A 25,881-nucleotide genomic window follows, 5' to 3' on the forward strand; every position below is an offset into this window, starting at 1 on the left:
GCCCGGGGGACGACCCCCGGACCCCCGGCCGAATCCGTGGTGCGCGCTCATCGACCCGCCTCCTGCGTCGTGTTGAGAATGTTCACGCCCTCGAACAGGGCGGAGGGGCAGCCGTGCGACACCGCCGCGATCTGGCCCGGCTGCGCCTTGCCGCAGTTGAAGGCGCCGCCCAGGACGTAGGTCCGAGGACCGCCGACCGCACGCATCGAGCCCCAGAAGTCGGTGGTGGTCGCCTGATAGGCGACATCGCGCAGCTGGCCGGCCAGCCGCCCGTTCTCGATCCGGAAGAAGCGCTGTCCGGTGAACTGAAAATTGTATCGCTGCATATCGATCGACCAGGAGCGGTCCCCGACGACGTAAATGCCGCGTTCCACGCCCCCGATGAGCTCCTCGGTGGACGGGCCGTCCGGCGCCGGCTGCAGCGAGACGTTCGCCATCCGCTGCACCGGCACATGGCCCGGCGAGTCCGCGAACGCGCAGCCGTTGGAGCGCGCGAATCCCGTCAACCTGGCGATTCGGCGGTCGAGTTGATAGCCGACCAGAGTCCCGTCCCTGACCAGGTCCCAGGACTGCGCGGCCACCCCTTCGTCGTCGTAGCCGATCGTCGCCAGCCCGTGCTCGGCGGTCCGGTCGCCCGTCACATTCATGATCCCGGAGCCGTACGCCAGCTTCCCCAGCTGGTCGAAGGTGGCGAACGAGGTGCCCGCGTACGCCGCCTCGTAGCCCAGCGCCCGGTCCAGCTCGGTCGCGTGCCCGATCGACTCGTGGATGGTCAGCCAGAGGTTCGACGGGTCCACCACCAGGTCGTACGCACCCGGCTCGACGCTCGGCGCGCGCATCTTCTCCGCGAGGTACTCCGGGATGCGCGCCAGCTCGCCGTCCCAGTCGTAGCCGCCGCCGGTCAGGTACTCCCAGCCGCGGCCCACCGGCGGGGCGAGGGTGCGCATCGAGTCGAACTCGCCGCTCGCCCCGTCCACCGCGACCGCGGTCAGCTGGGGATGCAGCCGAACCCGCTGCTGGGTGGTGCTGGTGCCCGCGGTGTCCGCGTAGAACTTGTTCTCCTGGACGGTCAGCAGCGAGGCATCCGCATGCGCCACCCCGGGCGCCGCCAGCAGCCGCGCGCTCCACTCGGCCAGCAGCCCGGTCTTGTCCGCGTCCGGGACGTCGAAGGGGTTGATCTCGTACGAGGAGATCCACGTCCGGTCCGGATACGCGGGCTCGGCGGCCAGCTCCACCGTTTCCTCGGACCCGGCGGACTCGATCACCTTGGCCGACAGCTTGGCCATCGCCACGGCCTGCGACGCCACCCGCGCCGCCGCGTCCATCGTCAGGTCCACCCCGGACGCGAACCCCCAGGCGCCGCCGTGCACCACCCGCACCGCGTAGCCGAGGTCGGTGGTGTCCGAGGTCCCCGAGGTACGGGCGTCCCGCAGCCGCCAGGCCGCGCTGCGGACCCGTTCCAGGCGGAAGTCGGCGTGTTCGGCTCCCAGTGCGCGGGCCCGTGCCAGCGCCGCGTCGGCCAGCGCGCGCAGGGGCAGCGCGAGGAAGGTCTCATCAAGGGCATGGGGTGCAGCAGGCACATCGTCCTCCCGTGGTCGGCGCCTAGATCATGCCCTGCTTCTGTGGAGACCCGACAGTGACCGGCGCGTGCCCCTGTCCGGGCTCGATTCCACGGAAGGCCCTTGTGACCGATAGTTTCGTAGCGAACTCAGGACGGACAGGAAACGGAAAGGGTGATCTCTTGAGCCGCTCGGTTCTGGTCACCGGAGGCAACCGCGGCATTGGCCTTGCCATTGCCCGAGCCTTCGCCGAGGCAGGCGACAAGGTCGCCATCACCTACCGCTCGGGCGAGCCCCCTGCGGGATTTTTGGCCGTGAAGTGTGACATCACGGACAGCGAGCAGGTCGAGCAGGCGTACAAGGAGATCGAGGAGAAGCAGGGCGCGGTCGAGGTGCTGGTGGCCAACGCCGGCGTCACCCGCGACCAGTTGCTGATGCGGATGTCCGAGGAGGACTTCACCTCGGTCATCGAGACCAACCTCACCGGCACGTTCCGGGTGGTCAAGCGAGCCAACCGCGCGATGCTGCGGGCCCGTAAGGGCCGGATCGTGCTGATCTCCTCGGTGGTCGGCCTGATGGGCGGCCCGGGGCAGGCGAACTACGCCGCCTCGAAGGCCGGCCTGGTGGGCTTCGCCCGCTCGCTCGCCCGGGAGCTGGGCAGCCGCAACATCACCGTCAACGTCGTCGCCCCCGGCTTCGTCGACACCGACATGACCCGCTCGCTCAGCGACGAGCAGCGGGAGAACATCATGAAGCAGGTACCGCTCGCGCGCTATGCGCAGCCCGAGGAGATCGCCGCCTCGGTCCGCTTCCTGGCCTCGGACGAGGCCGCGTACATCACCGGAGCCGTCATTCCTGTCGACGGCGGATTGGGCATGGGTCACTGATCAGCATGAGCGGAATCCTTGCAGGCAAGCGCATTCTCGTCACGGGTGTGCTGACCGAGTCGTCGATCGCGTTCCAGGCGGCCAAGGTCGCCCAGAACGAGGGCGCCGAGGTCATCCTCACCGGCTTCGGCCGGCTCTCTCTCGTCGAGCGGATCGCCAAGCGGCTGCCCAAGCCCGCCCCGGTCATCGAGCTGGACGTCACCAACCAGGAGCACCTGGACGGTCTCGCCGACAAGATCCGCGAGCACCAGGGCGAGGACGCCCGTATCGACGGCATCGTGCACTCCATCGCCTTCGGCCCCCAGGGTGCCTTCAACTTCCTGGAGGCGAGCTGGGAGGACGTCGGCACGGCGGTCCAGGTCTCGGCGTACTCGTACAAGTCGCTGACGATGGCCCTGCTGCCGCTGATGGAGCACGGCGGCGCGGTCGTCGGTCTCACCTTCGACGCGCAGATCGCCTGGCCGAAGTACGACTGGATGGGCGTGGCCAAGGCGGCGCTGGAGTCCACCAACCGCTACCTGGCGCGCGACCTGGGCCCCAAGGGCATCCGCTGCAACCTGGTCTCGGCCGGCCCCATCAAGTCGATGGCCGCCAAGTCCATCCCCGGCTTCGAGGAGCTGGCGGACGTGTGGAACCACCGCGCCCCGATCGGCTGGGACCTGGCCGACCCGGAGCCGGCCGGCCGTGGTGTCGTCGGCATGCTGTCCGACTTCTTCCCGCGGACGACCGGTGAGATCGTGCATGTCGACGGCGGCGTGCACATGATGGGCGCCTGACGTCCACAGCGCATCCCCACTGCCCGTCCCGGTCCGCCGGGGCGGGCAGAACGCGTTTTCGAGTCGAGAAGCGGCGGCGCTCGCCACACACTGGACGAGGTGTCCGGGATCTGCCCGGTACCGCGTTCCCGGTGCAGTGTGGGGAGGTTCGGCGTGCCCGCATCCCGCCGCCGTACGGCAGCCCTGATGATCGCCCTGACCGCCTTTCTGGGCGCCACCGCATCGGCCGCACGGGCCGTGCCGCCCGCCCCCGCCGACGATCCGCGGGACATACCGCGCGCCCGGTGCGCCACCGCCGTCGTGGGCAGCACCGGCACCGCCCGCTGTTTCAACCCCAACGGCACCATCAGCCGGGTGCGGCTGCACATCGAGTGCAAGCGCTGGTACGACCCGGATGTGGACACCCGCGCGGTGGCGGTCGGCCCCGCCGGGCAGATCACCGTCGCCGGGCGCTGCTGGCAGGAGATCCAGGACCTCTGGGTCAGCCAGGAGCCGTAGGGCGCGCCCTGGGGCCTCCGGGGGATCAGCCGCGCTCGAGGGCGGGGAACCGGCAGCCGAAGGAGTGCGCACCCGCCTCTGAGGCGGCCAGGCCGGCGTCACCCGCACGGATCGCCTCCACCAGGCGCGCATGGTCCATATATGCCTCGGGCCGCAGCACCGCGCCGACATCCGCCCGCAGGAAGTCGCGCAGCACGCCCCCGAGGTCGGCGTAGATCTCGGCGAGCACCTCGTTGTGCGAGGCCGCCACCACCGCCATGTGCAGAGTCGCGTCCGCCTCCACGAACGCCTCGGCCGCCCCGGACTCCCAGGCTGCCTCGCGCCGCTGAAGCAGCGTGTCGAGCTGCCGCAGATCCTGCGGGGTACGGCGCAGCGCGGCCAGCCGGGCGGCCTCCGCCTCCAGGGCGCTGCGCAGTTCGGCGACATGCCGGGGGTCGGCGTCCGCGAAGCGGCGGTTCATCACCCCGGCCAGCTCGCTGGTGGCGACCACGTAGGTGCCCGAGCCCTGCCGGATGTCGAGCAGGCCGTTGTGCGCCAGCGCCCTTACGGCCTCGCGGACGGTGTTACGGGCCACCCCGAGCTCCTCGACGAGCTCCGGTTCGGTCGGGATACGGGAGCCCACCGGCCACTCGCCGGAGGTGATCTGGGTACGCAGCTGCGCGATCACCTGGTCGGCCAGCGCGGACCGGCGGGGCGAGGTCAAAGGCATGACGGTGCTCCGGAGGGGAGGGGCGGACGGACGGCGGTGCGGACGCCGGCGGGTCCTTGCGGCCCGTGGCGCCGTCCGCGACGGCAGAGGCTATCCCTCACCGCGGTCATGACCGCAGCCGCCGTGGTGCTCGTCACCGCGGCCGTAACGGGTGGACAACCAATCATCCCATGATTCTATGATGTCGCCCATGGCAGATGAAGACCTCGCAACCCTCGGCCCGGCGGCCGAGCCCCCGGCGACCTCCGCCCCGCAGCCCGCAGGCGACCGCGGGAGCCCGCGGCCGACGGCCGGGAAAGCGCCTCCCGGCGGCGCCCCGGCGGCCCCGCTCGCCGCGCGCCCGCTGTCCTGGATCGTGACCGCCGGGCTCGTCCTCGCCGCGCTCAACCTCCGCCCCGCCATCACCAGCCTCGGCCCGCTGATGGAGGAGGTCCGCGCGGGCCTGGGGATGAGCGCCAGCGTCGCCGGTCTGCTGACGTCCGTACCGTCCATCTGCTTCGCCGTCTTCGGCCTGACGGCACCCCTTCTGGCCAGGCGTTTCGGTCCCGGTGCCATCGTCTGCGGAGGTATGGCCGCGATAGCCGCCGGCGTCGCCCTGCGGCCGTTCACCGGGGGCACCGGCGGCTTTCTCGCCGCCAGCGCGCTGGCCCTGGCCGGTATCGCGGTCAGCAACGTCCTGCTGCCGGTCGTCATCAAGAACTGGTTCCCGGACCGGGTCGGCCCGATGACCGGCCTGTACTCCATGGCGCTGGCCCTGGGCACCTCGCTCGCCGCCGCGCTCACCGTCCCCATGACCTCCGCGCTGGGCGGCAGTTGGCAGACCGGCCTGTCGGTATGGGCGGCGCTCGCCGTCGTCGCCGTACTGCCCTGGCTCGCGGTCGTCGGCCGGCGCGGCGCCGCCGCGGGACCGGCCACCGACGGCGCGGCGCCCGCCGCCCGGCCCCCGGCACGGATCACCTCGTCGCCCACCGCCTGGGCGCTCGCCGTCTTCTTCGGCCTGCAGGCCACCGCCGCCTACGTGACGATGGGCTGGATGCCGCAGATCTTCCGCGACGCCGGGGTCTCGGCGGCCACCTCGGGCGTGCTGCTCGCCGTCACCATGGCGATGGGCGTGCCGCTCTCGTTCGTCCTGCCGCGGCTGGCCTCCCGGATGCGCCACCAGGGGCCGCTCGCGGTCGGCCTCGCCGCCTGCGGCCTGGCCGGCTACACCGGACTGTGGCTGGCCCCGGCGGCCGGCGCCTGGGCCTGGGCCGTCCTGATGGGCATCGCCAACTGCTCGTTCCCGCTGGCTCTGACGATGATCGGGATGCGCTCGTCCAGCTCGGCGGGCGTGGCCAGACTGTCGGCCTTCGCGCAGAGCGTCGGCTACCTGATCTCCATCCCCTGGCCGCAGCTGGTCGGCACGCTCTACGACCACAGCGGCAGCTGGGGCCTGCCGATCGCGATGATGGCCGGGCTGATGGTGCCGCAGATGGTCGCGGGGGTGCTGGCAGGCCGGGACCGCCGCATCGAGGACTAGGGGCGAGTGCGACACTGGGCGCATGCCAGTGCTCGAACCGAACCCGCAGGGCGGCCAGAAGAAGCTGCTCCTCGTCCTGGGCGCCATGCTGGGCCTGACCGTCCTGATCGCGATCATCGCGAGTATCGCGGCGCCATGACGGGCCCCGGCCGGCCCGGTGCGGGTGGGGGGAACCCCACCATCCCCTAGGGGGTCCGCATCAGGGTTGAGTGGGTGGCTTCCCGGATAGGAACGGGCGCCAAAGATCCGTAGCGTCGAAGCACACCGCCCGCCGCGGTGGGCGCGCCGCGGACCGCGGCCGCGCAGCCCTTCGATCCGCCACGGAGGCGATCGCCATGTCCGCCGCGTTCCGCAGGCCGCCCGCCGTCAGGGCTCCCGGTCTGCGCAGAGGACTGCCGTGGTGGGCGCCGGCCCTGTCGGTGATCTCCTTCGTCGCCCTGCTGGCGCTCATATCGAGCCCGTCCCCGGCGAGCGCGGCCGACGCCTCGCGAAACGGCCTGGCCGCGCTGCTGGGCATCCTTGCCGGGCTGGTCGGCGTGGGTTCGTGATGATCTTCAGGAGCCCGTCGTCACCCACCGGAGGGCAGCCCCTCAACACCCCGCGCCCCGTGCTGCCTTTCGTGCGAAGCTGGGACGCATGAGCGCCGATACACCTCGCCGGATTGTCCTCCTCCGACACGCAAAGGCCGAATGGTCGGATGCCAGCGACCATGAGCGCCCGCTCGCCGACCGCGGCCGTATGGATGCGCCGGCCGCCGGCCGCCGGCTGGCCGGATTCGGGATCACCCCCGATCTGACCCTGTGCTCGACCGCCGCCCGTACCCGCGAGACCTGGAAGCTCTTCGTCCACGAGCTCCCCCAGCGGCCCAAGACCGTGTACGAGGAGCGGCTCTACGAAGCCTCCCTCGGCGAGCTCATCGCGCTGCTGAACGAGACCTCCGACGATGTGGACTCCCTGATGCTCGTCGGCCACAACCCGGGGATGCACGCCCTCGCCGACGCGCTCACGGGCGAGGCGGAGGGCGATCTCCTGCCCCGGATGAACCGCACCGGCTTCCCGACCGCGGCGATGGCCGTGATCGAGTTCAGCGGCTCCTGGAAGTCCGTCGAGCACGGCGTCGGCCGCCTCATCGCCTACCTGCCGCCGCACGAGTGAGCCACGGCCGCCGCCGCTGACCGGCCCCGGCCGTCACCGTGTACTGCCGCAGCACCGCGCACACACCGAAGAAGGGCCCCGGCACACCGCCGGGGCCCTTCTCGCAGGTGTCGCAGGTGCCTCACTCGGCGTGCGTATCGGCCGCCTCGACCTCTTCGCGGCTGACCCCCAGCAGATACAGCACGGTGTCCAGGAACGGCACATTCACCGCGGTGTGCGCCGCCTCCCGCACCACCGGCTTGGCATTGAAGGCGACCCCGAGCCCGGCCGTATTGAGCATGTCCAGGTCATTGGCGCCGTCGCCGATCGCGACGGTCTGGTCCAGCGGCACCCCGGCCTGCTGCGCGAAGCTGCGCAGCAGCCGTGCCTTCCCGGCCCGGTCCACGATGTCGCCGGTCACCCTGCCGGTGAACTTGCCGTTCGCGATCTCCAGGGTGTTGGCGGCGGCGAAGTCCAGCCCCAGCTCCTCCTTGAGCGCGTCGGTGACCTGCGTGAAACCGCCCGATACGACGCCGACTTGATAGCCGAGCCGCTTGAGGGTCCGCACGAGGGTACGGGCCCCGGGGGTGAGCCGTACCTCCTTGCGCACGGTCTCGACCACGGAGGCGTCCAGCCCGGCGAGCAGCTCGACCCGGGCGTGCAGCGACTGCTCGAAGTCCAGCTCACCGCGCATCGCCGCGGCGGTCACCGCGGCGACCTCGGCCTCGCACCCGGCGTGCGCCGCGAACAGCTCGATGACCTCGTCCTGGATGAGCGTGGAGTCCACGTCCATCACGACCAGCCGCTGCGCCCTGCGCTGCAGACCCGCCGCGACCACCGCGACATCCACGCCGAGCTGCGCGGCCTCGGGGGCCAGCACCGAGCGCAGTGCGTCCGTCGCCGCACCGGACACCGCGAATTCGACGGCCGTCACCGGATACTTCGCAAGCCGGAAAATACGGTCGATGTTGCCGCCCGAGGACGTTATGGCGGCGGCGATGGCGGCGGTCGACTCCGCGGTGAGCGGGTGGCCCAGCACCGTCACATGCGAGCGGCCGACGCCACGCGGGCGGTTGTCGCCCCGGCCGGAGATGATCTCCGCCTGGAGGTGCAGCGACTCGGCCCAGCTGTGCACGGTGGCCCGCAGATCGCCCTCGGACGAGCCGCTGGTGTCCCGGCCGGGGGAGGGGGCGGTGACCAGCGCACACAGCGTGATCCGGCCCCGGGTCACCACCTGCTCGATGTCCACGACATCGACGGAGTAGGCGGCGAGGGTGTCGAAGAGACCCGCGGTGATGCCGGGCCGGTCCTTCCCGAAGATCTTCACGAGGAGGGTCGGTACGTCATCGCCCGGTACGGCGGCGGCAGGTGAGATCTGCGATGCGCTCATGGTGCCTTTACGGTAACCGGCGGCCGGGAGCGGCCGTACAGGTGTCCGTGCTTCGGACCGCGCGTCCGCCCGACTGCCGCGTTCGGCGACCGCGTCGCATCCCGGCGCGCCCAGGGCCCGGAGCGACGCCGATCGTTATCGACTCGTGTCCGGCCCGCCCCGTGGCGGTGCCCCGGAAGAGTGAGGCGCAACCTCAACTCCCCTGTTGATGGGGCCATTTCGCCCGATGTTCCGCGCAAGGGCGAGGCGCAGAGCCGTCCGGAACACGCGTAATGCGACGATCCCCGGGCATCTTCGGGCCCTTCCGGCCCTCGGGGAGGCATCGCCGGGTGCCGCCGGCGGGCCGGTGCACCCCGCTCCCCTCCCGGTTTCCGGTCGGCGGGCCGAGCCTGAAATAGTTCCTCACGATGATTCGCCATCCCTGACTTCCCATCCAGGGCGTTACTCGGGGGACTATGTAATGGGGCATGGAGTGCCTGAACTCGTACTCGAATTGAACGGCAGGACCTGGACGCTCGATCCGTCCCGGTCCTACAACGTGGGACGTGATCCGCAGGGCGACATGGTGCTCGACGACGCCAGGGTCTCCTGGCGGCACGCCACCGTACGGTGGGCCGGCCGCAGCTGGATCATCGAAGACCAGGGCAGCACCAACGGCACCTATGTCCAGGGCCAGCGGATCCACCAGATGGAGATCGGCCCCGGCTCGGCCGTGCACCTGGGCAACGCGACCGACGGCCCGCGGATCAGCCTCTCGGCCGCCGCCGCGCCGGCCGCAGGCGCCGTCGGCGCGCAGCCATCGATGGCGCCGCAGCAGCAGGGCTGGCAGGCACCGGCCGCGCACCAGCCGCCCGGCCGGCAGCAGCCGCCCGCCCAGCAGGGCTGGCAGGCGCCGCCGCAGGCCCAGCAGCCGCCGTACATCCCGCCCCAGCAGGCCCAGCAGCCCCAGCAGGGCATGCCCCCGCAGCAGCCCGGCCCCCAGGAGCGCCCCGCCCAGAAGGCGGGCGGCCCGGCGCCGCAGGCCCAGGGCGACCGCAGCCCGACCACCTTCCACCGCCTGGACCAGGGCCGGGTGATGCGCATCGGCCGTGCGCTGGAGAACGAGCTGGTCGTCTCCGACCTCCAGGTCTCCCGCCACCACGCCGAGTTCCGGGCCACCCCCGACGGCCGCTTCGAGATCCACGACCTCGGCAGCCACAACGGCACGTACATCAACGGCCAGCCGGTCCCCAAGTCCGGCAAGGCCCCCGTCGGCCCGAACGACATCATCGGCGTCGGCCACTCCACCTTCCGGCTGGTCGGCGACCGCCTGGAGGAGTTCGTCGACACCGGCGAGGTCTCCTTCTCGGCCCGCCACCTGACCGTCACCGTCGACGGCGGCAAGCAGATCCTCAAGGACGTCTCCTTCGGCGTCCCGGAGAAGTCGCTGATCGCCGTCATCGGCCCGTCCGGCTCCGGCAAGTCGACCCTGCTCAAGGCGCTGACCGGCTACCGCCCCGCCAACCAGGGCGATGTCCTCTACGACAACCGGAACCTCTACAAGCAGTTCGCCGAGCTGCGCCAGCGCATCGGTCTGGTCCCGCAGGACGACATCCTGCACAAGGAGCTGACGGTCCAGAAGGCGCTGCGCTACGCCGCCAAGCTCCGCTTCCCCGGTGACACCGCCGAGGCCGAGCGCGAGGCCCGGATCGACGAGGTCCTGCACGAGCTCAAGCTCCATGTGCACAAGGAGAAGAAGGTCACCTCGCTCTCCGGAGGCCAGCGCAAGCGCGTGTCGGTGGCCCTGGAGCTGCTGACCAAGCCGTCGCTGATCTTCCTGGACGAGCCGACCTCCGGCCTCGACCCGGGCATGGACCGCGATGTCATGCAGCTGCTGCGCGGCCTGGCGGACGACGGCCGTACCGTCCTGGTCGTCACCCACTCGGTGGCCGAACTCGGCATCTGCGACAAGCTGCTGGTGATGGCCCCGGGCGGCGGCGTGGCCTACTTCGGCCCGCCCGAGGAGGCGCTGAACTTCTTCCAGTACGACACCTGGGCGGATGTCTTCTCGGCGTTCGAGAACTACCGCGACTACGACTGGATGGGCCGCTGGCGCGGCTCCCCGCACTACCAGATGTATGCCGCGGACATCGACGCCGTCGCCCCGCAGTCGGTCAACGTCCAGCCGCCGCCCGCCCGGATGCAGAAGTCCCAGAGCTGGGGCTCGCAGCTGTGGACGCTGATGCGGCGCTATGTCTCGGTGCTCGCCTCCGACCGCGGCTTCCTGGCCCTGATGGTGATCCTGCCCGCGGTGCTCGGCATCGTCTCGATGCTGATCCCCAGCGACTACGGGCTGGGGTACGGGCCGACGAAACCGGGAGGCTTCCGGCCGAACCGCGACGCCAGCACGATCATGCTGATCCTCGCGGTCGGCATGTGCTTCTCCGGCGCCGCCAACTCCGTCCGTGAGCTGATCAAGGAGCGGGTCATCTACGAGCGCGAACGGGCCACCGGCCTGTCGCGGTCGGCGTATCTGATGTCCAAGGTGATCGTGCTCGGCGTGGTCACGGCCTTCCAGGGCGTGATCATCGCGCTGATCGGCTTCTGGACCCGGAACATGCCCTCCGAGGGCTTGATCGTGCCCAAGCAGCCGGCCATCGAGATGACGCTGGCGATCATCGCGCTGGGCTTCACCTCGATGATGTTCGGCCTGGTCATCTCCGCGCTGGTCAAGACCGCCGAGAAGACCATGCCGCTGCTGGTCATGTTCGCCATCGTCCAGGTCGTCTTCACCGGCGTGCTCTTCCAGCTCTTCGACACCGTCGGCGTCGCCCAGGTCGCCTGGCTGATGCCGTCGCGCTGGGCCGTCGCCGCGATGGGCGCGACCGCCGATATGAACACGCTGCTGCCGTGGGAGCCGGGCAACCCCGACCCGCTGTGGAAGCACCAGACCGGTGTCTACGTGATGGACATGATCATCCTGATCGCGCTGGGCGTCTCGCTCGCCTTCGCCGTGGCCCGCCTGCTGCGCCGCCACGAGCCGGAGGTCATGCGCAAGTAGCGGTCACCGCGCACCGCGGTACGCAGCCAGACGCCCGAGGGGCGGCACCCGGCACCGGGTGCCGCCCCTCGGGCGGTATGACGTGGGGGAAGCCGGCTCAGTAGGCCGAGTTCACGTTGTCCATCGAGCCGTACTTGTCGGCCGCGTAGTTGCAGGCGGCGGTGATGTTGGCGACCGGGTCGTAGCTGTCCCAGGACGTGCCGGCCACGTGGTACGCCTTGAAGGTCGGGTCGATGACCTGGAGCAGACCCTTGGACGGGATGCCGTTCTGGGCGTTGATGTCCCAGAGGTTGATGGCCTTGGGGTTGCCGGACGACTCCCGGATGATGTTCCGGTAGATGCCGTTGTACGAGCCGGGGATGCCCTTCTGGCCCATGATGTGCAGCGACTCGCGGATCCAGCCGTCCAGGTTGTTCGGGTAGACGGGCTTGGGGGCCGGCTTCGGGGCGGCGGCGCGGTCGCTGGACCGGCTCGCGGCCACCTTGGCCTGGCGCTCCTTCTCGGCCTTGGCCTTCGCCGCGGCGGCGGCCTTGGCCTTGGCGGCCTTCTCGGCGGCCGCCTTGTGGGCGGCGGCCTCGGCCTTGGCCTTGGCGGCGGCCTCGGCCTTGGCCTTGGCGGCGGTGTCGGTGGCCTGCTTGGCGACGGTGGCCTGCTGGGTCTTGGCCGCGGTGGCGACCTCGCTGAAGGCGACCGGCTTGATGTTGATGTTCTCTGCGGCAGAGGCCTGGCTCGCGCTCGCGCCCTGTTCGGCGTTGGCGCCCGGGACGATCGCGAAGACCAGGGCGGCGGCACCGGCCGTGGCCACACCGGCCACGGAAAGCTTGTGGGTACGGGTGAGGCGGGTGAATCCAGGAATGGCGTGCTTAGACATGGCTGGGTTGACCTCTCCTAGGGGAACGTCGCAAGGGCCATGAGCGGCGAAATTCGCCGGGTTGTGACCACGGCGCCTGACGACGGAGCCATTCTTAGCGGCCGGAAATTCACCCGGCAAAGGTGTGACGTACGACCCGGGGTAGTGGAACCGGGGGGACGCGAATTGCGTCGGGGACGGTCAATGCCCAGCTCACGCCGTCTTTACGGGACCACTACCCCGGCTCGTAAGTGACCTGCGTCCTATGCGCGGCGTCACAATGCGGAGGGGATTATCTCGCCGGACGTAATTGCAATAGCACAGCCCGTATCCGTCAGACTTCCACCATGACTTGATTTAGCGCTTTTCGGGTCAAATCGGGCACTCTGCATTCCGGTGCCGGATACCCCACCGGAATCACGGCAAAGGCCTTTTCATTGACCGGCCGCCCCAGCACTTCCCGGAGAAAACCCATCGGGCTCGGGGTGTGCACCAGCGCCGCCAGCCCCGACAGATGCAGCGCCGACAGCAGCATGCCGACCGCGATCCCGACCGACTCGTCCACGTAGTAGTGCTTGCGCTTGCCCCCGTCCGCGCCCAGCCAGTACCGCTGCTGGAAGACGACGATCAGCTGCGGCGCATCGGTCAGATGCGGCTTGACCTCGTCGGTGCCCAGGGGCCGCAGCGCCGCCAGCCACTCCTGGCCCAGCCGCCCCGCGTACGAGAGGCGCTCCTCTTCCTCCGCCGCCGCCCTGATCCTGCGCCGCACCTGCGGATCCTTGACCAGGACGAACGTCCACGGCTGCTGATGCGCCCCGGACGGCGCGGTGGCCGCACAGGCGATCGCGTCCTTCACCACCTGCTCCGGCACCGGATCGGCGGCGAACTGCCGTACCGTCCGCCGCCCGTCCATCCGCTCCCGCAGCTCGGCGGCGCGCGCCAGCGACTCCTCGGCGGGCATCCGCTCGGGCCGGTAGGGCACCGGGCGGTACGGCTCCCCATGGGTCGGGGTCCAGCTCCTCGTTGAATGCGACATACACCGAGTCTGGAACTCACCCGGGCAGCAGAAGATGCAGATCACCGAATTCATGCCACAGGTAGCGGCGCTCCACCGCCGCCGCATACGCCCGCTCCAGCACCTCCCCGTCCGCCACCGCCTCCAGCATCAGCAGATGCGAGGCCGCCGGCTCGTGCAGCCCGGTGAGCAGGCCGTCCACCGCCCGCACCCCGCGCTCCGGGGTCACCACCAGATCCGTCCAGCCGGCCGCCGCCCGCACCCGCCCGTCGGTCCCGGTGGCCGACTCCAGGGCCCGTACGGCGGTGGTCCCCACCGCCACGATCCGGCCACCCGAGCGCCCCCGGCCCGCCCGCCGCCGCGCCCGCGCCGCATTCACCAGCCACGCCGTGACCGGCGGCACCACGAACCGCTCCGGATACGGCGGCTCGAACGCCTCCGCCGACGCCACCCCGGTATGCAGCGAGATCGGCGCGAACTGCACCCCCGCACTGACCAGCCGCGCCACCAGGGACGGCGTGAACGGCCGGGCCGCGCTCGGCATCTCCGCGCTGCCGACGCCGGGGGAGTCCACCGCGAACACCGTCCGGTACGCGGCCGGCGGCTGGTCCCGGTCCGTATAGCCGTAGCGGATCGGCCGCCCGTGGCGCCGCATCAGCTCCGGCACCCCCACGCCCGTCACCCGCGCCCACCACAGCCGTACGCCCCCGGGGTCCAGCGGACCCTGAAGCACCAGCCGCGCCCCGCCGGGCAGCCGCACCACCGTGCCCTCGGGGCCGCCCGCCCGCGGCCGGGTGCTGCCCCGCCCGTCCGGGCTCCGCAGCTCCACCGACCAGCACCCGGCCACCTCCCGGCCCGCCGGATGCCACCGGTCCGCCCGCGTGGAGAAGTGCACCACCACCGGCTCGCCGCGCCCCCGCCCGTCCCCGATCCGGCCGTCCACCGCCGCCGACAGCGTCCGTGAGGTGTTCACCACCAGCACGTCCCCGGCCGCCAGCAGCCGGGGCAGCTCCCCGAACGCGTGATGCCCGACCTCCTCCGCACCCCGGCTCACCAGCAGCCGTACGGCATCCCGGCCCAGCCCCGGCCCCCGCTGCTCGGCCGGCACCCTGGCCGACAGCTCCTCCGGGACCCGCAGCGCATCCGCGATCACCGGGCACCGTCCAGCAGCTCCGCCGCCACATACCGCCCGCTGGCGGCCGGCCCGTCCAGCAGCCGCAGCAGCGCGGGCACCACGGTCTCCGGCAGCGGCCGCCCCGACCCGTCGTCGACCGGCACGGCCGCCGCATACAGATCCGTCCGCATATCGCCCGGATCCACCCACCACACCCGCAGCCCCGGCTCCTCCACCGCCAGCACCGCCGACTGCTGGTCCAGCGCCGCCTTCGTCGCCCCGTAACCACCCCAGGTCTCGTACGCCTCGACGGCCGCATCCGAGCTGATGGTGAGAACGGCACCCTCTGTCCCTATATAGGGGGAAGAATCCGAAGGGGTGCGCAACAGCTCGAGCGCCTCCTGTACGAGTCCCAGCGGTGCCACCACATTCACCTCCAGCGCCGCCCGCAGCCCCTCCAGCGGCTGGTCCGCCAGCCGCACCAGCGGCTCGGCACCCAGCGCGCTCGCGTTGTTCACCAGCAGATCGAGCCCGCCCAGCCCGCGCGCCGCGGCCACCAGCTCCGCCCGGTGCCCGCCGTCCGCCACGTCCCCGGGAAGCGCCACCACCCGCGCCCCCGGCCCCGCCCCGGCCGCCCGCAGCTCCCGCGCCGCCTCCTCCAGCGGCCCGGCCGACCTGGCGTCCACCACCAGATCCCAGCCCCGCCCGGCCAGCGCCGCGGCCAGCGCCCGGCCCAGCCCCTTCGATGCTCCCGTAATGATTGCCACCGGCATGATCGCGTCCCTTCATCCGGGCCGGGCAGACAGTCCCGCGCCCTCGGCCTCACGGTAGGAACGCGGCCGCCTCGAAAACGTCGGGCGCCGGGCGGGCCGTGGCCGGGGCGTTCGGCCTAGGCCCGCAGGCGTAGGAGGGCGCCTCCGCGGGACCGATACGAGCCGGTCACCCCGCCGGTACGGTGAAGCCATGAGCAACGGTCCGGGAGCCGGAATCCCCGCGGTGAGCACCGCGATACTGGCGATGAGCAGGCATCTCGAGGTACGTGACGTCCTCAAGACCATCGTCGCCTCGGCCCGCGAGCTGCTGGATGCCGAGTACGCCGCGCTGGGCGTGCCCGACGACCACGGCGGCTTCGCCCAGTTCGTGGTCGACGGCGTCAGCGCCGAGCAGTGGAAGGCCATCGGCCCGCTGCCCCGCCAGCACGGCATCCTCGCCGCGATGCTGCACAACGCCACCCCCGAGCGCCTCGCCGACGTCCGCGAGGACCCCCGCTTCGGCGGCTGGCCGGCCGCCCACCCGGACATGTCCGACTTCCTGGGCCTGCCGGTCGCCGACGGCGACGAGATCCTCGGAGCCCTCTTCCTCGCCAACAAGCGCTGCCCCAAGCCCGACCACACCTGCGGCTTCACCGAGGACGACGAGCACCTGCTCGGCATACTCGCCCAGCACGCCGCCATCGCGCTGACCAACGCCCGCCTCTATGAGCGCAGCCGCGAGCTGACCATCGCGGGGGAGCGCGCCCGGCTCGCGCACGAGCTGCACGACGCGGTCGCCCAGAAACTCTTCTCGCTCCGGCTGACCGCCCAGGCAGCCACCGCCCTGGTCGACCGCGACCCGGCCCGCGCCAAGGACGAGCTCCACCAGGTCGCCGCGCTGGCCGCGGAAGCGGCCGACGAACTGCGCGCCGCCGTCGTCGAGCTGCGCCCCGCGGCCCTGGACGAGGACGGCCTGATCGCCACCCTGCGCTCCCAGGCGCAGGTCCTCGACCGCGCCCACACCGCCCGCGTCACCTTCGAGGCCCAGGGCGTCCGTGCGCTGCCGGCCGCGCAGGAGGAGGCGCTGCTGCGGGTCGCCCAGGAGGCGCTGCACAATGCCCTGCGGCATTCGGGGGCCGGCCATGTCGAGGTGACCCTCGCCCGCAGCGGCCAGGGAGCGCTGCTGCGGGTGGCCGACAACGGCCGGGGCTTCGACACGGGCCTGGTCCGCCGCGCCGGGCGGCACCTGGGACTGGTATCGATGCGGGACCGCGCCGGCGGCGTCGGCGGCAAGCTCAGGGTGGAGTCGGAGCCCGGCAAGGGCACCGCTGTCGAGATGGAGGTACCCGGTGGCTGAGACCGGCCCGATTCGCGTACTGCTGGTGGACGATCACCAGGTCGTACGCCGGGGACTGCGCACATTCCTGGAGGTCCAGGACGACATCGAGGTGGTGGGGGAGGCCTCCGACGGCGCCGAGGGCGTCGCGGCCGCCGAACAGCTGCGCCCGGACGTGGTCCTGATGGACGTCAAGATGCCCGGCATGGACGGCATCGAGGCGCTCCGGAAGCTGCGCGAGATCACCAATCCCGCACGGGTGCTGATCGTCACCAGCTTCACCGAGCAGCGCACCGTCGTCCCCGCGCTGCGGGCCGGCGCGGCGGGTTACGTCTACAAGGACATCGACCCCGAGGCGCTGGCCGGCGCCATCCGGTCCGTACACGCGGGACACGTCCTGCTGCAGCCCGAGGTCGCCGGCGCCCTGCTCTCCCAGGAGGAGGGCAACAACGGCCACGGCCGCGGCACGTCACTGACCGAGCGGGAGCGCGAGGTGCTCGGCCTGATCGCGGACGGGCGCTCCAACCGCGAGATCGCCCGCGCGCTGGTGCTGTCGGAGAAGACCGTCAAGACCCATGTCTCCAACATCCTGATGAAACTCGACCTCGCCGACCGGACGCAGGCCGCGCTGTGGGCGGTCCGGCACGGGATCGGGGCGTGACCGCCGTACCGCTCTCTATCGCGGCGTGGAAGCGGAACGTCGCCTTCCCATCCGAGATTCATACTGTCGTGTAGACGTAGCCCATTTGGCGTATCCCTCCCCGTGCCCCGGCGTTGTCCAGTGCAGCCGCGGCGGCTGGCCGCGGCAACGGCAACGAGGAGCAAGAGAAGTGAAGAACATCAAGCGAGTAGCGGCCATCACGATGGTGGCGGGCGGTCTCGCCATCGCGGGTGCCGGAGTCGCCTCCGCTCACTCCGGCCCGCAGGCTCAGGGCGTCGCGGTGAAGTCCCCGGGTGTCCTTTCCGGCAACCTCGTCCAGGCTCCGATCGACGTTCCTGTGAACGCCTGCGGCAACACCGCCACCGTCATCGGCGCGCTCAACCCGGTCTTCGGCAACCACTGCGTCAACTTCTGACCGCAGGCCTGCCACGCACCATCTGCAGGACTCGCACGATCTGCATGACCCGCGCGACGCCATGGCCGGCGCGGGCCATGCCGGACCGGCCCCGCCAACTCCTGGACGCGCGGCCGGTCCCCCTCCACACAGCCCCGTCATCGCGGCCCCGAGCCGCCAAGTGAGGAACACGCTCCCATGAACACTGCCAAGAAGGCCGCTCTCGTCCTCGCCACCGCCGGTCTCGCCGCCGGTGCCGCCGCCGGCACCGCGTTCGCCACCGACGGCTCGCAGGCGCACGGCCAGGCCGTGAACTCCCCCGGCGTCGGCTCCGGCAACCTCGTCCAGGCTCCGGTGCACGTTCCCGTGAACGCCACCGGCAACAGCGTCAACGTCGTCGGCCTGCTCAACTCCGCCTTCGGTAACGACAGCGCGAACTTCTGAGGCGCCCGGCCTGGGGCTCAACACCCCAGGCCGCCCACGGCCGTTGCGGCCTCCTCGCTCAGGGCCCCGCAGACCGCACCGCGGTCCGGCGGGGCCTTTCCCGTTCACCCCCGGCGCCGCTCCCGCTCCTCCACCGCGGAGTTGTACGCCGCGACCTGCGCCCGCCGGGCCGTACGCTCCACCGGCCGCAGCGCCTCGGCACGCGCCGCGATCTCCGACGAGCTCACCGCCGCGCCGTGCTCACGGCCGTGCCCGCCCGCCGACCGCGCGATATCGATCAGCGTGCCCACCCGCTGCGCCAGCTCCAATACCCGTACCGCACGCGGTGGATACCCGGGGGCCAGCACCTGCCGCCCGGCCTCCGCCCGCGCCCGGTACGCCTCCAGCGCGGCCTGGGTGACCGGACCGGCCCCCGCCACATCCAGCTTCGAGAGCACCTCGGTCGCGTCCCGCAGCGCCTCCGCCAGCTCGCGCTCCGCCTCGCCCAGCGACGGCACGTCGGCCGGCGGCGCCTCGCGCACCGGCAGGCAGTGCCAGACCACCTCCACATGCACATCGGGACCCGAGCCGCCCTCCGGCCCCGCCTCGTATATCTCCGGCACCAGCCCCAGCCCGGCCCCGGTGGCGAGCACCGCCTCCCCGGCATCCAGCGCCCGCGCATTGAATTCCGGCGGGCCGCACAGCCCCAGCGGATGCCCCGGCACCGGCAGCGCCACCCGCAGGCCGACCGCCCCCAGCCGCCGCAGCCGCCCCAGCGCAAGGGTCAGTCCGACCGGCGCCTCCTCCCCGGGCAGGGCCTCCACGCGGTGCACCGCGTCATCGTCCGCGATACGGTGCGCGGCTTCATCAGGTGAGACAAGTCCGGCCAAAAGGGCATTTCCCCACGAGGCCAGCCGTCCCGATCGAGGTTCATCGAGCATGCTCCCCAGCCTAGGGAACGGCACTGACATCGAGTGGCGTAGGTTTGCTGGGGGGATGCGCCTGCAGGCGCACAAGACGACCGAGAAGCAATGGGAGACAACGCGCTCATGAGCGATGTGCTGGAGCTGGTGGACGTATCCGTGGTCCGCGAAGGACGGGCTCTGGTGGAGCAGGTTTCCTGGTCGGTGAAGGAGGGGGAGCGCTGGGTGATCCTCGGCCCCAACGGCGCCGGCAAGACCACCCTGCTGAATGTCGCCTCCAGCTACCTCTTCCCGAGCACCGGCACCGCCACGATCCTCGGTGAGCGGCTCGGCCGGGTCGACGTCTTCGACCTGCGCCCGCGCATCGGCATCGCCGGTATCGCCCTCGCCGACAAGCTGCCGCGCAGCCAGACCGTCCTGCAGACCGTGCTCACCGCCGCGTACGGCATGACCGCGACCTGGCAGGAGAACTACGAGGACGTCGACGAAGTGCGCGCCCGCGCCTTCCTCGACCGCCTCGGCATGACCGAGTACCTCGACCGTAAATTCGGCACCCTCTCCGAGGGCGAGCGCAAGCGCACCCTGATCGCCCGCGCGATGATGACCGACCCCGAGCTGCTGTTGCTGGACGAGCCCGCCGCCGGTCTCGACCTGGGCGGCCGCGAGGACCTGGTCCGCCGCCTCGGCCGCCTCGCCCGCGACCCGTACGCCCCCTCGATGATCATGGTCACCCACCACGTCGAGGAAATCCCCCCGGGCTTCACCCACGTCCTGATGATCCGTCAGGGCAAGGTGCTCGCCGCCGGCCCGCTCGACCTCGAGCTGACCTCCAGCAACCTCTCCCACTGCTTCGGCCTCCCCCTGATCGTCGAGCGCAACGGCGACCGCTTCACCGCCCAGGGCCTGCCCCTCACCTGAGCCCTCCCTCCCGTCGCCCGGCCGGCACCCCTCAATGGGCCTCCCCCCGGACTCCGTCCGGGGGGAGGCCCATTGAGGCCCCGCATGCCCCGATCGCGCCCTGTCCCGGGCCGCCCCGCGGACCTACCATGAAGCCGTGGATCCATGGGTGTGGTGGCTGATCGCCGCCGTAGGACTGGGTATTCCTCTCGTCGTGACCGCGATGCCCGAATTCGGGATGCTCGCGGTCGGTGCCGTCGCCGGCGCCGTCACCGCCGCGCTCGGTGGCGGCGCCGTCCCGCAATTCATCGTCTTCGCCGCCGTATCGGTCGCGCTGATCGCCGTCGTACGCCCCATCGCCAACCGCCACCGCGCCCAGAGCCCCCAACTCGCCTCCGGAATCGACGCCTTGCGGGGCAAGAGCGCCACGGTCCTGGAACGCGTCGACGGCGCCGGCGGACGCATCAAACTCGCCGGTGAGGTCTGGTCCGCCCGCGCCCTCGACGGCGACCAGGTCTACGAAGTGGGCCGGCAGGTCGACGTCGTGGAGATCGAGGGCGCCACCGCCGTCGTCATCTGACCGGAACCCACTGCACGAGGCACCACGTCTCTGAAAGACTGATCAACGGCAAGGACTGATCAACAGCCAAGCCGGACAACGGCCGGCACGGACCAGCAACGAAGGGCACGGGAGCCGCTGTGGAACCGATCATCATCGTCCTGATCATCCTGGTGGTGCTCGTGTTCATCGCACTCATCAAGACGATCCAGGTCATCCCCCAGGCCAGCGCCGCCATCGTCGAACGCTTCGGCCGCTACACCCGCACCCTCAACGCCGGCCTGAACATCGTCGTCCCGTTCATCGACTCCATCCGCAACCGCATCGACCTGCGCGAACAGGTCGTGCCGTTCCCCCCGCAGCCGGTGATCACCCAGGACAACCTGGTCGTGAACATCGACACCGTCATCTACTACCAGGTCACCGACGCCCGCGCCGCGACGTACGAGGTCGCCAGCTACATCCAGGCGATCGAGCAGCTCACCGTCACCACGCTCCGGAACATCATCGGCGGCATGGACCTCGAGCGGACCCTGACCTCCCGCGAGGAGATCAACGCCGCGCTGCGCGGCGTCCTCGACGAGGCCACCGGCAAGTGGGGCATCCGCGTCAACCGCGTCGAGCTCAAGGCGATCGAGCCGCCGACCTCCATCCAGGACTCGATGGAGAAGCAGATGCGCGCCGACCGCGACAAGCGCGCCGCCATCCTCCAGGCCGAAGGTGTCCGGCAGTCCCAGATCCTCACCGCCGAGGGCGAGAAGCAGTCCTCCATCCTGCGCGCCGAGGGCGAGGCGAAGGCCGCCGCGCTGCGCGCCGAGGGCGAGGCCCAGGCGATCCGGGTGGTTTTCGAGTCCATCCACGCCGGCGACCCGGACCAGAAGCTGCTCTCCTACCAGTACCTCCAGATGCTCCCGAAGATCGCCGAGGGCGACGCCAACAAGCTCTGGATCGTGCCCAGCGAGATCGGCGACGCCCTCAAGGGCCTCGGCGGCGCCCTCGGCAACTTCAATCCGACCGGCGGCGGTTCCATCCCCAAGCCCAGCTCGCCGAACCGCGAAGCACCCCCCATCGACTGACAGCCCCGCACCCCTCGTGCATGATCAGTGGTGGCCCCTCGACCTTCATGGCGGGGAGGCACACCCCGATCATGTGAGGAGACGGCCTTGTCCATCTGGGAAGCAGTCGCAGTCCTCGCCGCCGGCATAGGAGCCGGCACTATCAACACCATCGTCGGCTCCGGCACCCTGATCACCTTCCCGGTCCTGCTCGCCATCGGCCTGCCACCCGTCACGGCCAACGTCTCCAACACCCTTGGCCTGGTGCCCGGTTCGATCAGCGGCGCCATCGGCTACCGCCGCGAACTGGCCGGTCAGTTCTCCCGTATCCGCCGCTTCGGCGTCGCCGCCCTGCTCGGCGGCCTGGGCGGCGCGATCCTGCTGCTGGCACTGCCTTCCACGGCATTCGACACGATCGTCCCCATACTGATCGCCGTCGCGCTGGTCCTCGTCATCGTCCAGCCGAAACTCGCCGCCGCCCTCCGCGCCCGGCGCGCCCGCAACAACACCACCGCACCGCGCGACGGCGGCCCTTTCCTGTTCATCGGCCTGATGCTCGCCAGCGTCTACGGCGGCTACTTCGGCGCAGCGCAGGGCGTGGTCTACCTCTCCCTGATGGGCCTGACGCTCACCGAGGACCTGCAGCGTCTCAACGCCCTCAAGAACGTCCTCGCCGCCATCGTCAACGGCGTCGCGGCCGTGTTCTTCCTCTTCGTCGCCCGCTTCGACTGGACCGCTGTCCTGCTGATCGCCGTCGGCTCCGCCCTCGGCGGTCAGATCGGCGCCACGGTGGGCCGCCGTCTGCCGCCCACCGCCATGCGCGTGGTCATCGTCATCGTCGGCCTGGTCGCCATCGTTCAACTCACCCTCAAATAAGGCGGGTTGAGCACGGATCGGCCAGGCCTCACCCCCTCAGGCCGGCAGCGCCAGCCAGTCCGGCAGCTCCTCCCGTACGGACACCCCGAGCGCCGATATCAGTGCATCCGCCGGCGTCGGCTCGAACGGCCGCCGCAGCAGCTGCATCCCCGCCTGCTCGGGCGTCCGGTCCGCTTTGCGGTGATTGTCCTCCGCGCAGGAGGCGACGGTATTCAGCCAGGTGTCTCCGCCGCCGTGCGACCGCGGCACCACGTGATCCACGGTCGTCGCCCGCCGCCCGCAGTACGCACACCGGTGCTGGTCGCGCACCAGCACACCCCGCCGCGACCATGGCGCACGTCTTCGGAACGGCACCCGTACGTATCTGCTGAGTCTGATCACCCTCGGCACCGGCACATCCAGCGAAGCGGCGCGGATACGCAGCCCCGGGTGCGCGTGCTCGACCACGGCCTTGTCCTGCATTACCAGCACCACCGCACGCCGCAGCGACACCGTCGACAACGGCTCGAAGCTCGCATTGAGCACCAGCGTCTCGCGCATCCCGTCCACCTCCCGGACCCGCTTCGCCCCCGCGGCGAAGTTGCTCCACTGTGCAGTGGCAGGTATTCCCCGAACAACGCAATTTCCGTACGCCACAAGGGAAATGAAAGGAAAACGGAAGACGAAGACAAGGTGCTCCGGCGACCCTTGGCCACCGCGCAAAAGGGCGCTCCGGATCCCGCCCCCGTGAAACACGCGGGACCCGGAGCGAACGGCAGCCGGCGCGGACGCCCGGCACAAGTGCGGACTCCGGCGAACGGGGGGCGACACACCTGCGCCCCGCCGCTCCCGCCACTGCGGTACCGGCTGCCCGACGGCCTTTGCAGGCCGTCAGCCAGGCACCACTGTGCGTGCGGGAAGCGCCGGGGCGCAACGGGATTACGGGCCTCAGCCCCGAGCCGGAACCTCGTACTCGGCGATCAGCTGAGCCCGCCCGAGAGTGTGGAAGCGCAGATTGAACCCCACCACCGCGGGCGAGGCATCGGCATCCGGACCGAGCTTCTCCTGGTCCACCGCGTACACCGTGAACACATAGCGGTGCGGACCGTCCCCGGGCGGCGGCGCGGCGCCCCCGAAGTCCCGCGTCCCGTAGTCATTACGGGCATGAACGGCCCCCTCCGGAAGCCCCTTCAGGTCACCGCTTCCGGCGCCGGCCGACAGCTCCGTCACCGACGCCGGAATGTCGAACAGCACCCAGTGCCAGAAACCACTGCCCGTCGGCGCGTCGGGGTCGTAGCAGGTGACGGCGTAGCTCTTCGTTCCCGCGGGAGCACCCTCCCACCGCAGCTGCGGCGAGCGGTTTCCGTTGGCGAAGACCTGCTCCGGCCGCAGCGTCCCGCCCGGCTCCACTTCGTCGCTCAGCACCGTGAACTCCGGCACCGGCGGGTGGAAATCGTGCGGGAGCGGCCGCCGCTTCAGCTCGGACACCTCGACACCTCCTGGTCGTTTGCTGACACTCTGTCCGGCCAGGTTAGAGCCAGTTCCGCTTACCGCCGACCTCCGCCAGCCACTGGTTGAGGTAACCCGCCCAGTCGGTCCCCTCGTAGTCGTTCAGCCCCACCGTGAACGACCGGTAGGAGTCCGACCCACCGGTGAACAGACCCGGCTTCTTGTCCATCTCCAGTACGACGTCCATCTCCCGGTCGTCCGCCACGAACGACAGCTCGACCTGGTTCAGCCCGCGGTACTGCTGCGGCGCGTGGAACTCGATCTCCTGGTAGAACGGCAGCCGCTGCCGCGTCCCCCGGATGTGCCCCTTCTCCAGGTCGGCGGCCTTGAACCGGAACCCCAGCCGCCCGAACGCATCGAGAATCGCCTGCTGTGCCGGCAGCGGGTGGACGTTCACCGGGTCGAGGTCACCGGAGTCCACCGCACGCGCGATCGCCAGCTCCGTCGTCACCCCGACGCTCATCCCGCGCAGATGCGTCCCCAGGAAATTGGTGATCGGCGTCTCCCACGGAATCTCCAGCCCGAACGGCACCGTGTGCGCCGCACCCGCCTGCACCTGGAACGCGCCGCCCACCTGCAGCTTGGTGAACTCGATGTTCCGCTTCGATTCGCCGTCGCTGGTCTCCACCTCGACGACCGCCTGCAGCCCGACGGAAATCCCCTGGATGTCCTGAGCCACCGATCCGCCCTGGACCCGCACCTCACCCTGCACGACGCCGCCGGGGACAACGTTCTCCTCGAAGAGCACCGTTTCCACCTTGGCGCCCCCGGCCCCCATGCTCGCCATCAGCTTCTTGAACCCCATGCTCGTCCTCCCCAGGCGGAACGCCTGTGTTCTGTGTACCCACCGAGATCTCGGCCGGTGCGATCCCGGCTCGATCCCTACGAACGCGGAACGGCGCAGGCCGGTTCCGCGAGCCACACCTTCCCAACCCCGACGCCCCTGTGGCCAGTCGCCCCCCGTATGCCTGCACTACCCTCGGTGCGCATGACCGACGTACCGGAACGTATGCCGCTCTCCCGCGACTTCTTCGACCGCCCGGTTCTCGACGTCGCCCCCGATCTCCTCGGCCGCACCCTCGTACGCCACACCCCCGACGGCCCGATCGAACTCCGCCTGACAGAGGTAGAGGCCTACGACGGAGAGACCGACCCCGGCTCCCACGCCTACCGCGGCCGGACCGCCCGCAACGCCGCGATGTTCGGCCCGCCCGGCCATGCGTACGTCTACTTCATCTACGGCATGTGGTTCAGCGCCAACCTGGTCTGCGGCCCCGAGGGCAAAGCCTGCGGCGTCCTCCTGCGCGCCGGCGAAATCCTCACCGGCACGCCGTTGGCCGCCGCCCGCCGCCCCAAGGCCCGCAACACGAACGAACTGGCCAAGGGCCCGGCCCGCCTGGCCACCGCCCTCGACATCGACCGCACCCTGAACGGCACCGACGTCTGCCACGGCGGCGACCCCACCGCCCCGCTCTCCGTTCTGTACGGCACCCCCGCGCCCCCCGACCGGGTATGCAACGGCCCCCGCGTCGGCGTGGGCGGCGACGGCGCCGACCACCCCTGGCGCTACTGGATCGCCGACGAGCGCACCGTCAGCCAGTACCGCCCGCACACCCCGCGCCGCCGCACCACGTCACCCTCTTGACCCACCAGGGCTGCTTGACTCTCCACGGACAAGCGCCTAACGTAGCCCGAGCCGCTGGAGACGGGCAGCGCTATCTGCGCAGACCGCCAGGCGGCACAACCAACCACTACGAACGCTTCCCTAACGGGTCGTATTTGGCGTTGCCAAAATCGATCCCGGCGGCCCGATTATGAGCCGCAATGGAAAGAGGCTAAAGTAGTTGTCACGCCGAAAGGCGCGAACAACCCCTCCGACGGGAAATCGGAACCGAAATTCGACCGGAAACGGCGAGGCCCGGATCTGATAAAGTCGGAAAGGCCGGAAAGCGAAAGCCGGAAGGCCAACCCCGCTCCAACAGGGGGCCAGAGACGGAAGCGGATCTGGTAAGGTTGGAAACGCGAA

The 25,881-nt window shown here is 70.9% G+C and carries 28 protein-coding genes; 17 read left to right on the forward strand and 11 right to left on the reverse strand.

Going from position 1 to position 25,881, the window contains the following annotated elements; all coding sequences use genetic code 11:
- Window positions 1–47: 47 nt before the first annotated feature.
- Entirely contained in the window at window positions 48–1,580 is a 1,533-nt protein-coding gene (locus tag ACZ4S3_RS06935; protein WP_467927149.1) for a TldD/PmbA family protein, read from the reverse strand.
- 161 nt (window positions 1,581–1,741) lie between these two features.
- Here ACZ4S3_RS06935 and fabG point away from each other — a divergent pair, with 161 nt between their 5' ends.
- The 3 genes from fabG (at window position 1,742) to ACZ4S3_RS06950 (ending at window position 3,720) form a co-directional block, all read left to right on the forward strand.
- The gene (gene fabG / locus ACZ4S3_RS06940) at window positions 1,742–2,446 is read left to right on the forward strand and encodes a 3-oxoacyl-[acyl-carrier-protein] reductase (RefSeq protein ID WP_467927152.1); all 705 of its coding nucleotides are present in this window, start codon (window positions 1,742–1,744) and stop codon (window positions 2,444–2,446) included.
- Window positions 2,447–2,451: 5 nt separating this feature from the next.
- On the forward strand, window positions 2,452–3,222 hold the full coding sequence (gene fabI / locus ACZ4S3_RS06945; RefSeq protein ID WP_393549749.1) for an enoyl-ACP reductase FabI: 771 nt from the start codon (window positions 2,452–2,454) through the stop codon (window positions 3,220–3,222).
- 153 nt (window positions 3,223–3,375) lie between these two features.
- Entirely contained in the window at window positions 3,376–3,720 is a 345-nt protein-coding gene (locus tag ACZ4S3_RS06950; protein WP_467927157.1) for a hypothetical protein, read from the forward strand.
- 25 nt (window positions 3,721–3,745) lie between these two features.
- Here ACZ4S3_RS06950 and ACZ4S3_RS06955 read toward each other — a convergent pair whose 3' ends face one another.
- Entirely contained in the window at window positions 3,746–4,429 is a 684-nt protein-coding gene (locus tag ACZ4S3_RS06955) for a FadR/GntR family transcriptional regulator (RefSeq protein ID WP_467927161.1), read from the reverse strand.
- Window positions 4,430–4,619: 190 nt separating this feature from the next.
- Between ACZ4S3_RS06955 and ACZ4S3_RS06960 the strand changes: the two genes are divergently transcribed.
- From ACZ4S3_RS06960 to ACZ4S3_RS06975, 4 genes are all read left to right on the forward strand, one after another.
- Window positions 4,620–5,948, forward strand: coding sequence for a CynX/NimT family MFS transporter (locus ACZ4S3_RS06960; RefSeq protein ID WP_467927165.1), 1,329 nt, complete (start codon window positions 4,620–4,622; stop codon window positions 5,946–5,948).
- A 22-nt stretch (window positions 5,949–5,970) separates the two neighbouring features.
- On the forward strand, window positions 5,971–6,087 hold the full coding sequence (locus tag ACZ4S3_RS06965) for an SGM_5486 family transporter-associated protein (protein ID WP_467927168.1): 117 nt from the start codon (window positions 5,971–5,973) through the stop codon (window positions 6,085–6,087).
- Window positions 6,088–6,283: 196 nt separating this feature from the next.
- Window positions 6,284–6,496, forward strand: a complete 213-nt coding sequence (locus ACZ4S3_RS06970; protein WP_467927172.1) for a hypothetical protein — start codon at window positions 6,284–6,286, stop codon at window positions 6,494–6,496.
- 88 nt (window positions 6,497–6,584) lie between these two features.
- A complete protein-coding gene (locus tag ACZ4S3_RS06975) occupies window positions 6,585–7,103 on the forward strand; it encodes a SixA phosphatase family protein (protein ID WP_467927175.1) in 519 nt (172 codons plus the stop codon).
- A 121-nt stretch (window positions 7,104–7,224) separates the two neighbouring features.
- On the opposite strand, the gene serB is transcribed toward ACZ4S3_RS06975, so the two are convergent.
- Window positions 7,225–8,472, reverse strand: coding sequence for a phosphoserine phosphatase SerB (gene serB, locus ACZ4S3_RS06980; protein WP_467927179.1), 1,248 nt, complete (start codon window positions 8,470–8,472; stop codon window positions 7,225–7,227).
- Between the two features lie 460 nt (window positions 8,473–8,932).
- Between serB and ACZ4S3_RS06985 the strand changes: the two genes are divergently transcribed.
- Window positions 8,933–11,512, forward strand: a complete 2,580-nt coding sequence (locus tag ACZ4S3_RS06985; RefSeq protein ID WP_467927182.1) for an ABC transporter ATP-binding protein/permease — start codon at window positions 8,933–8,935, stop codon at window positions 11,510–11,512.
- Window positions 11,513–11,609: 97 nt separating this feature from the next.
- On the opposite strand, the gene ACZ4S3_RS06990 is transcribed toward ACZ4S3_RS06985, so the two are convergent.
- The 4 genes from ACZ4S3_RS06990 to ACZ4S3_RS07005 all read right to left on the reverse strand — a co-directional run bounded on the left by ACZ4S3_RS06990 (window position 11,610) and on the right by ACZ4S3_RS07005 (window position 15,264).
- Entirely contained in the window at window positions 11,610–12,383 is a 774-nt protein-coding gene (locus ACZ4S3_RS06990; RefSeq protein ID WP_467927187.1) for a transglycosylase SLT domain-containing protein, read from the reverse strand.
- 313 nt (window positions 12,384–12,696) lie between these two features.
- A complete protein-coding gene (locus ACZ4S3_RS06995) occupies window positions 12,697–13,398 on the reverse strand; it encodes a nitroreductase family protein (protein WP_467927192.1) in 702 nt (233 codons plus the stop codon).
- A gap of 16 nt (window positions 13,399–13,414) precedes the next feature.
- On the reverse strand, window positions 13,415–14,527 hold the full coding sequence (locus ACZ4S3_RS07000; RefSeq protein ID WP_467927380.1) for an S-adenosylmethionine:tRNA ribosyltransferase-isomerase: 1,113 nt from the start codon (window positions 14,525–14,527) through the stop codon (window positions 13,415–13,417).
- Window positions 14,527–15,264 (reverse strand): SDR family NAD(P)-dependent oxidoreductase, encoded by a 738-nt coding sequence (locus ACZ4S3_RS07005; RefSeq protein ID WP_467927196.1) that lies wholly within the window; start codon window positions 15,262–15,264, stop codon window positions 14,527–14,529. Before ACZ4S3_RS07005 ends, ACZ4S3_RS07000 begins: the two co-directional genes overlap by 1 nt.
- A gap of 190 nt (window positions 15,265–15,454) precedes the next feature.
- Between ACZ4S3_RS07005 and ACZ4S3_RS07010 the strand changes: the two genes are divergently transcribed.
- From ACZ4S3_RS07010 to ACZ4S3_RS07025, 4 genes are all read left to right on the forward strand, one after another.
- A complete protein-coding gene (locus ACZ4S3_RS07010; RefSeq protein ID WP_467927200.1) occupies window positions 15,455–16,600 on the forward strand; it encodes a GAF domain-containing sensor histidine kinase in 1,146 nt (381 codons plus the stop codon).
- Window positions 16,593–17,240 (forward strand): response regulator, encoded by a 648-nt coding sequence (locus ACZ4S3_RS07015; protein ID WP_467927203.1) that lies wholly within the window; start codon window positions 16,593–16,595, stop codon window positions 17,238–17,240. Before ACZ4S3_RS07010 ends, ACZ4S3_RS07015 begins: the two co-directional genes overlap by 8 nt.
- Before the next feature lie 169 nt (window positions 17,241–17,409).
- Window positions 17,410–17,655 carry a chaplin gene (locus ACZ4S3_RS07020; RefSeq protein WP_467927205.1) on the forward strand — a complete coding sequence of 82 codons (246 nt, stop codon included), beginning with the start codon at window positions 17,410–17,412 and terminating at the stop codon, window positions 17,653–17,655.
- Window positions 17,656–17,832: 177 nt separating this feature from the next.
- Window positions 17,833–18,078, forward strand: coding sequence for a chaplin (locus ACZ4S3_RS07025; protein WP_467927207.1), 246 nt, complete (start codon window positions 17,833–17,835; stop codon window positions 18,076–18,078).
- A 104-nt stretch (window positions 18,079–18,182) separates the two neighbouring features.
- Here ACZ4S3_RS07025 and ACZ4S3_RS07030 read toward each other — a convergent pair whose 3' ends face one another.
- Window positions 18,183–18,998, reverse strand: a complete 816-nt coding sequence (locus ACZ4S3_RS07030; RefSeq protein ID WP_467927210.1) for a hypothetical protein — start codon at window positions 18,996–18,998, stop codon at window positions 18,183–18,185.
- A 90-nt stretch (window positions 18,999–19,088) separates the two neighbouring features.
- Here ACZ4S3_RS07030 and ACZ4S3_RS07035 point away from each other — a divergent pair, with 90 nt between their 5' ends.
- From ACZ4S3_RS07035 to ACZ4S3_RS07050, 4 genes are all read left to right on the forward strand, one after another.
- Entirely contained in the window at window positions 19,089–19,898 is an 810-nt protein-coding gene (locus tag ACZ4S3_RS07035; protein ID WP_467927213.1) for an ABC transporter ATP-binding protein, read from the forward strand.
- A gap of 148 nt (window positions 19,899–20,046) precedes the next feature.
- Window positions 20,047–20,457 carry an NfeD family protein gene (locus ACZ4S3_RS07040; protein ID WP_467927385.1) on the forward strand — a complete coding sequence of 137 codons (411 nt, stop codon included), beginning with the start codon at window positions 20,047–20,049 and terminating at the stop codon, window positions 20,455–20,457.
- Between the two features lie 119 nt (window positions 20,458–20,576).
- Window positions 20,577–21,512 carry an SPFH domain-containing protein gene (locus ACZ4S3_RS07045; RefSeq protein WP_467927216.1) on the forward strand — a complete coding sequence of 312 codons (936 nt, stop codon included), beginning with the start codon at window positions 20,577–20,579 and terminating at the stop codon, window positions 21,510–21,512.
- 87 nt (window positions 21,513–21,599) lie between these two features.
- The gene (locus tag ACZ4S3_RS07050) at window positions 21,600–22,367 is read left to right on the forward strand and encodes a sulfite exporter TauE/SafE family protein (RefSeq protein WP_467927218.1); all 768 of its coding nucleotides are present in this window, start codon (window positions 21,600–21,602) and stop codon (window positions 22,365–22,367) included.
- Between the two features lie 36 nt (window positions 22,368–22,403).
- Here ACZ4S3_RS07050 and ACZ4S3_RS07055 read toward each other — a convergent pair whose 3' ends face one another.
- From ACZ4S3_RS07055 to ACZ4S3_RS07065, 3 genes are all read right to left on the reverse strand, one after another.
- Window positions 22,404–22,907, reverse strand: coding sequence for an HNH endonuclease (locus ACZ4S3_RS07055; protein WP_467927221.1), 504 nt, complete (start codon window positions 22,905–22,907; stop codon window positions 22,404–22,406).
- Between the two features lie 387 nt (window positions 22,908–23,294).
- Window positions 23,295–23,834: a YbhB/YbcL family Raf kinase inhibitor-like protein gene (locus ACZ4S3_RS07060; RefSeq protein WP_467927224.1), complete on the reverse strand. Its 540-nt coding sequence runs from the start codon at window positions 23,832–23,834 to the stop codon at window positions 23,295–23,297.
- Window positions 23,835–23,877: 43 nt separating this feature from the next.
- A complete protein-coding gene (locus ACZ4S3_RS07065; RefSeq protein ID WP_467927228.1) occupies window positions 23,878–24,660 on the reverse strand; it encodes a sporulation protein in 783 nt (260 codons plus the stop codon).
- Between the two features lie 183 nt (window positions 24,661–24,843).
- Between ACZ4S3_RS07065 and ACZ4S3_RS07070 the strand changes: the two genes are divergently transcribed.
- The gene (locus tag ACZ4S3_RS07070) at window positions 24,844–25,500 is read left to right on the forward strand and encodes a DNA-3-methyladenine glycosylase (protein WP_467927230.1); all 657 of its coding nucleotides are present in this window, start codon (window positions 24,844–24,846) and stop codon (window positions 25,498–25,500) included.
- Window positions 25,501–25,881: the final 381 nt, after the last annotated feature.

It is taken from the genome of Streptomyces sp. NPDC028368 (assembly GCF_055565615.1).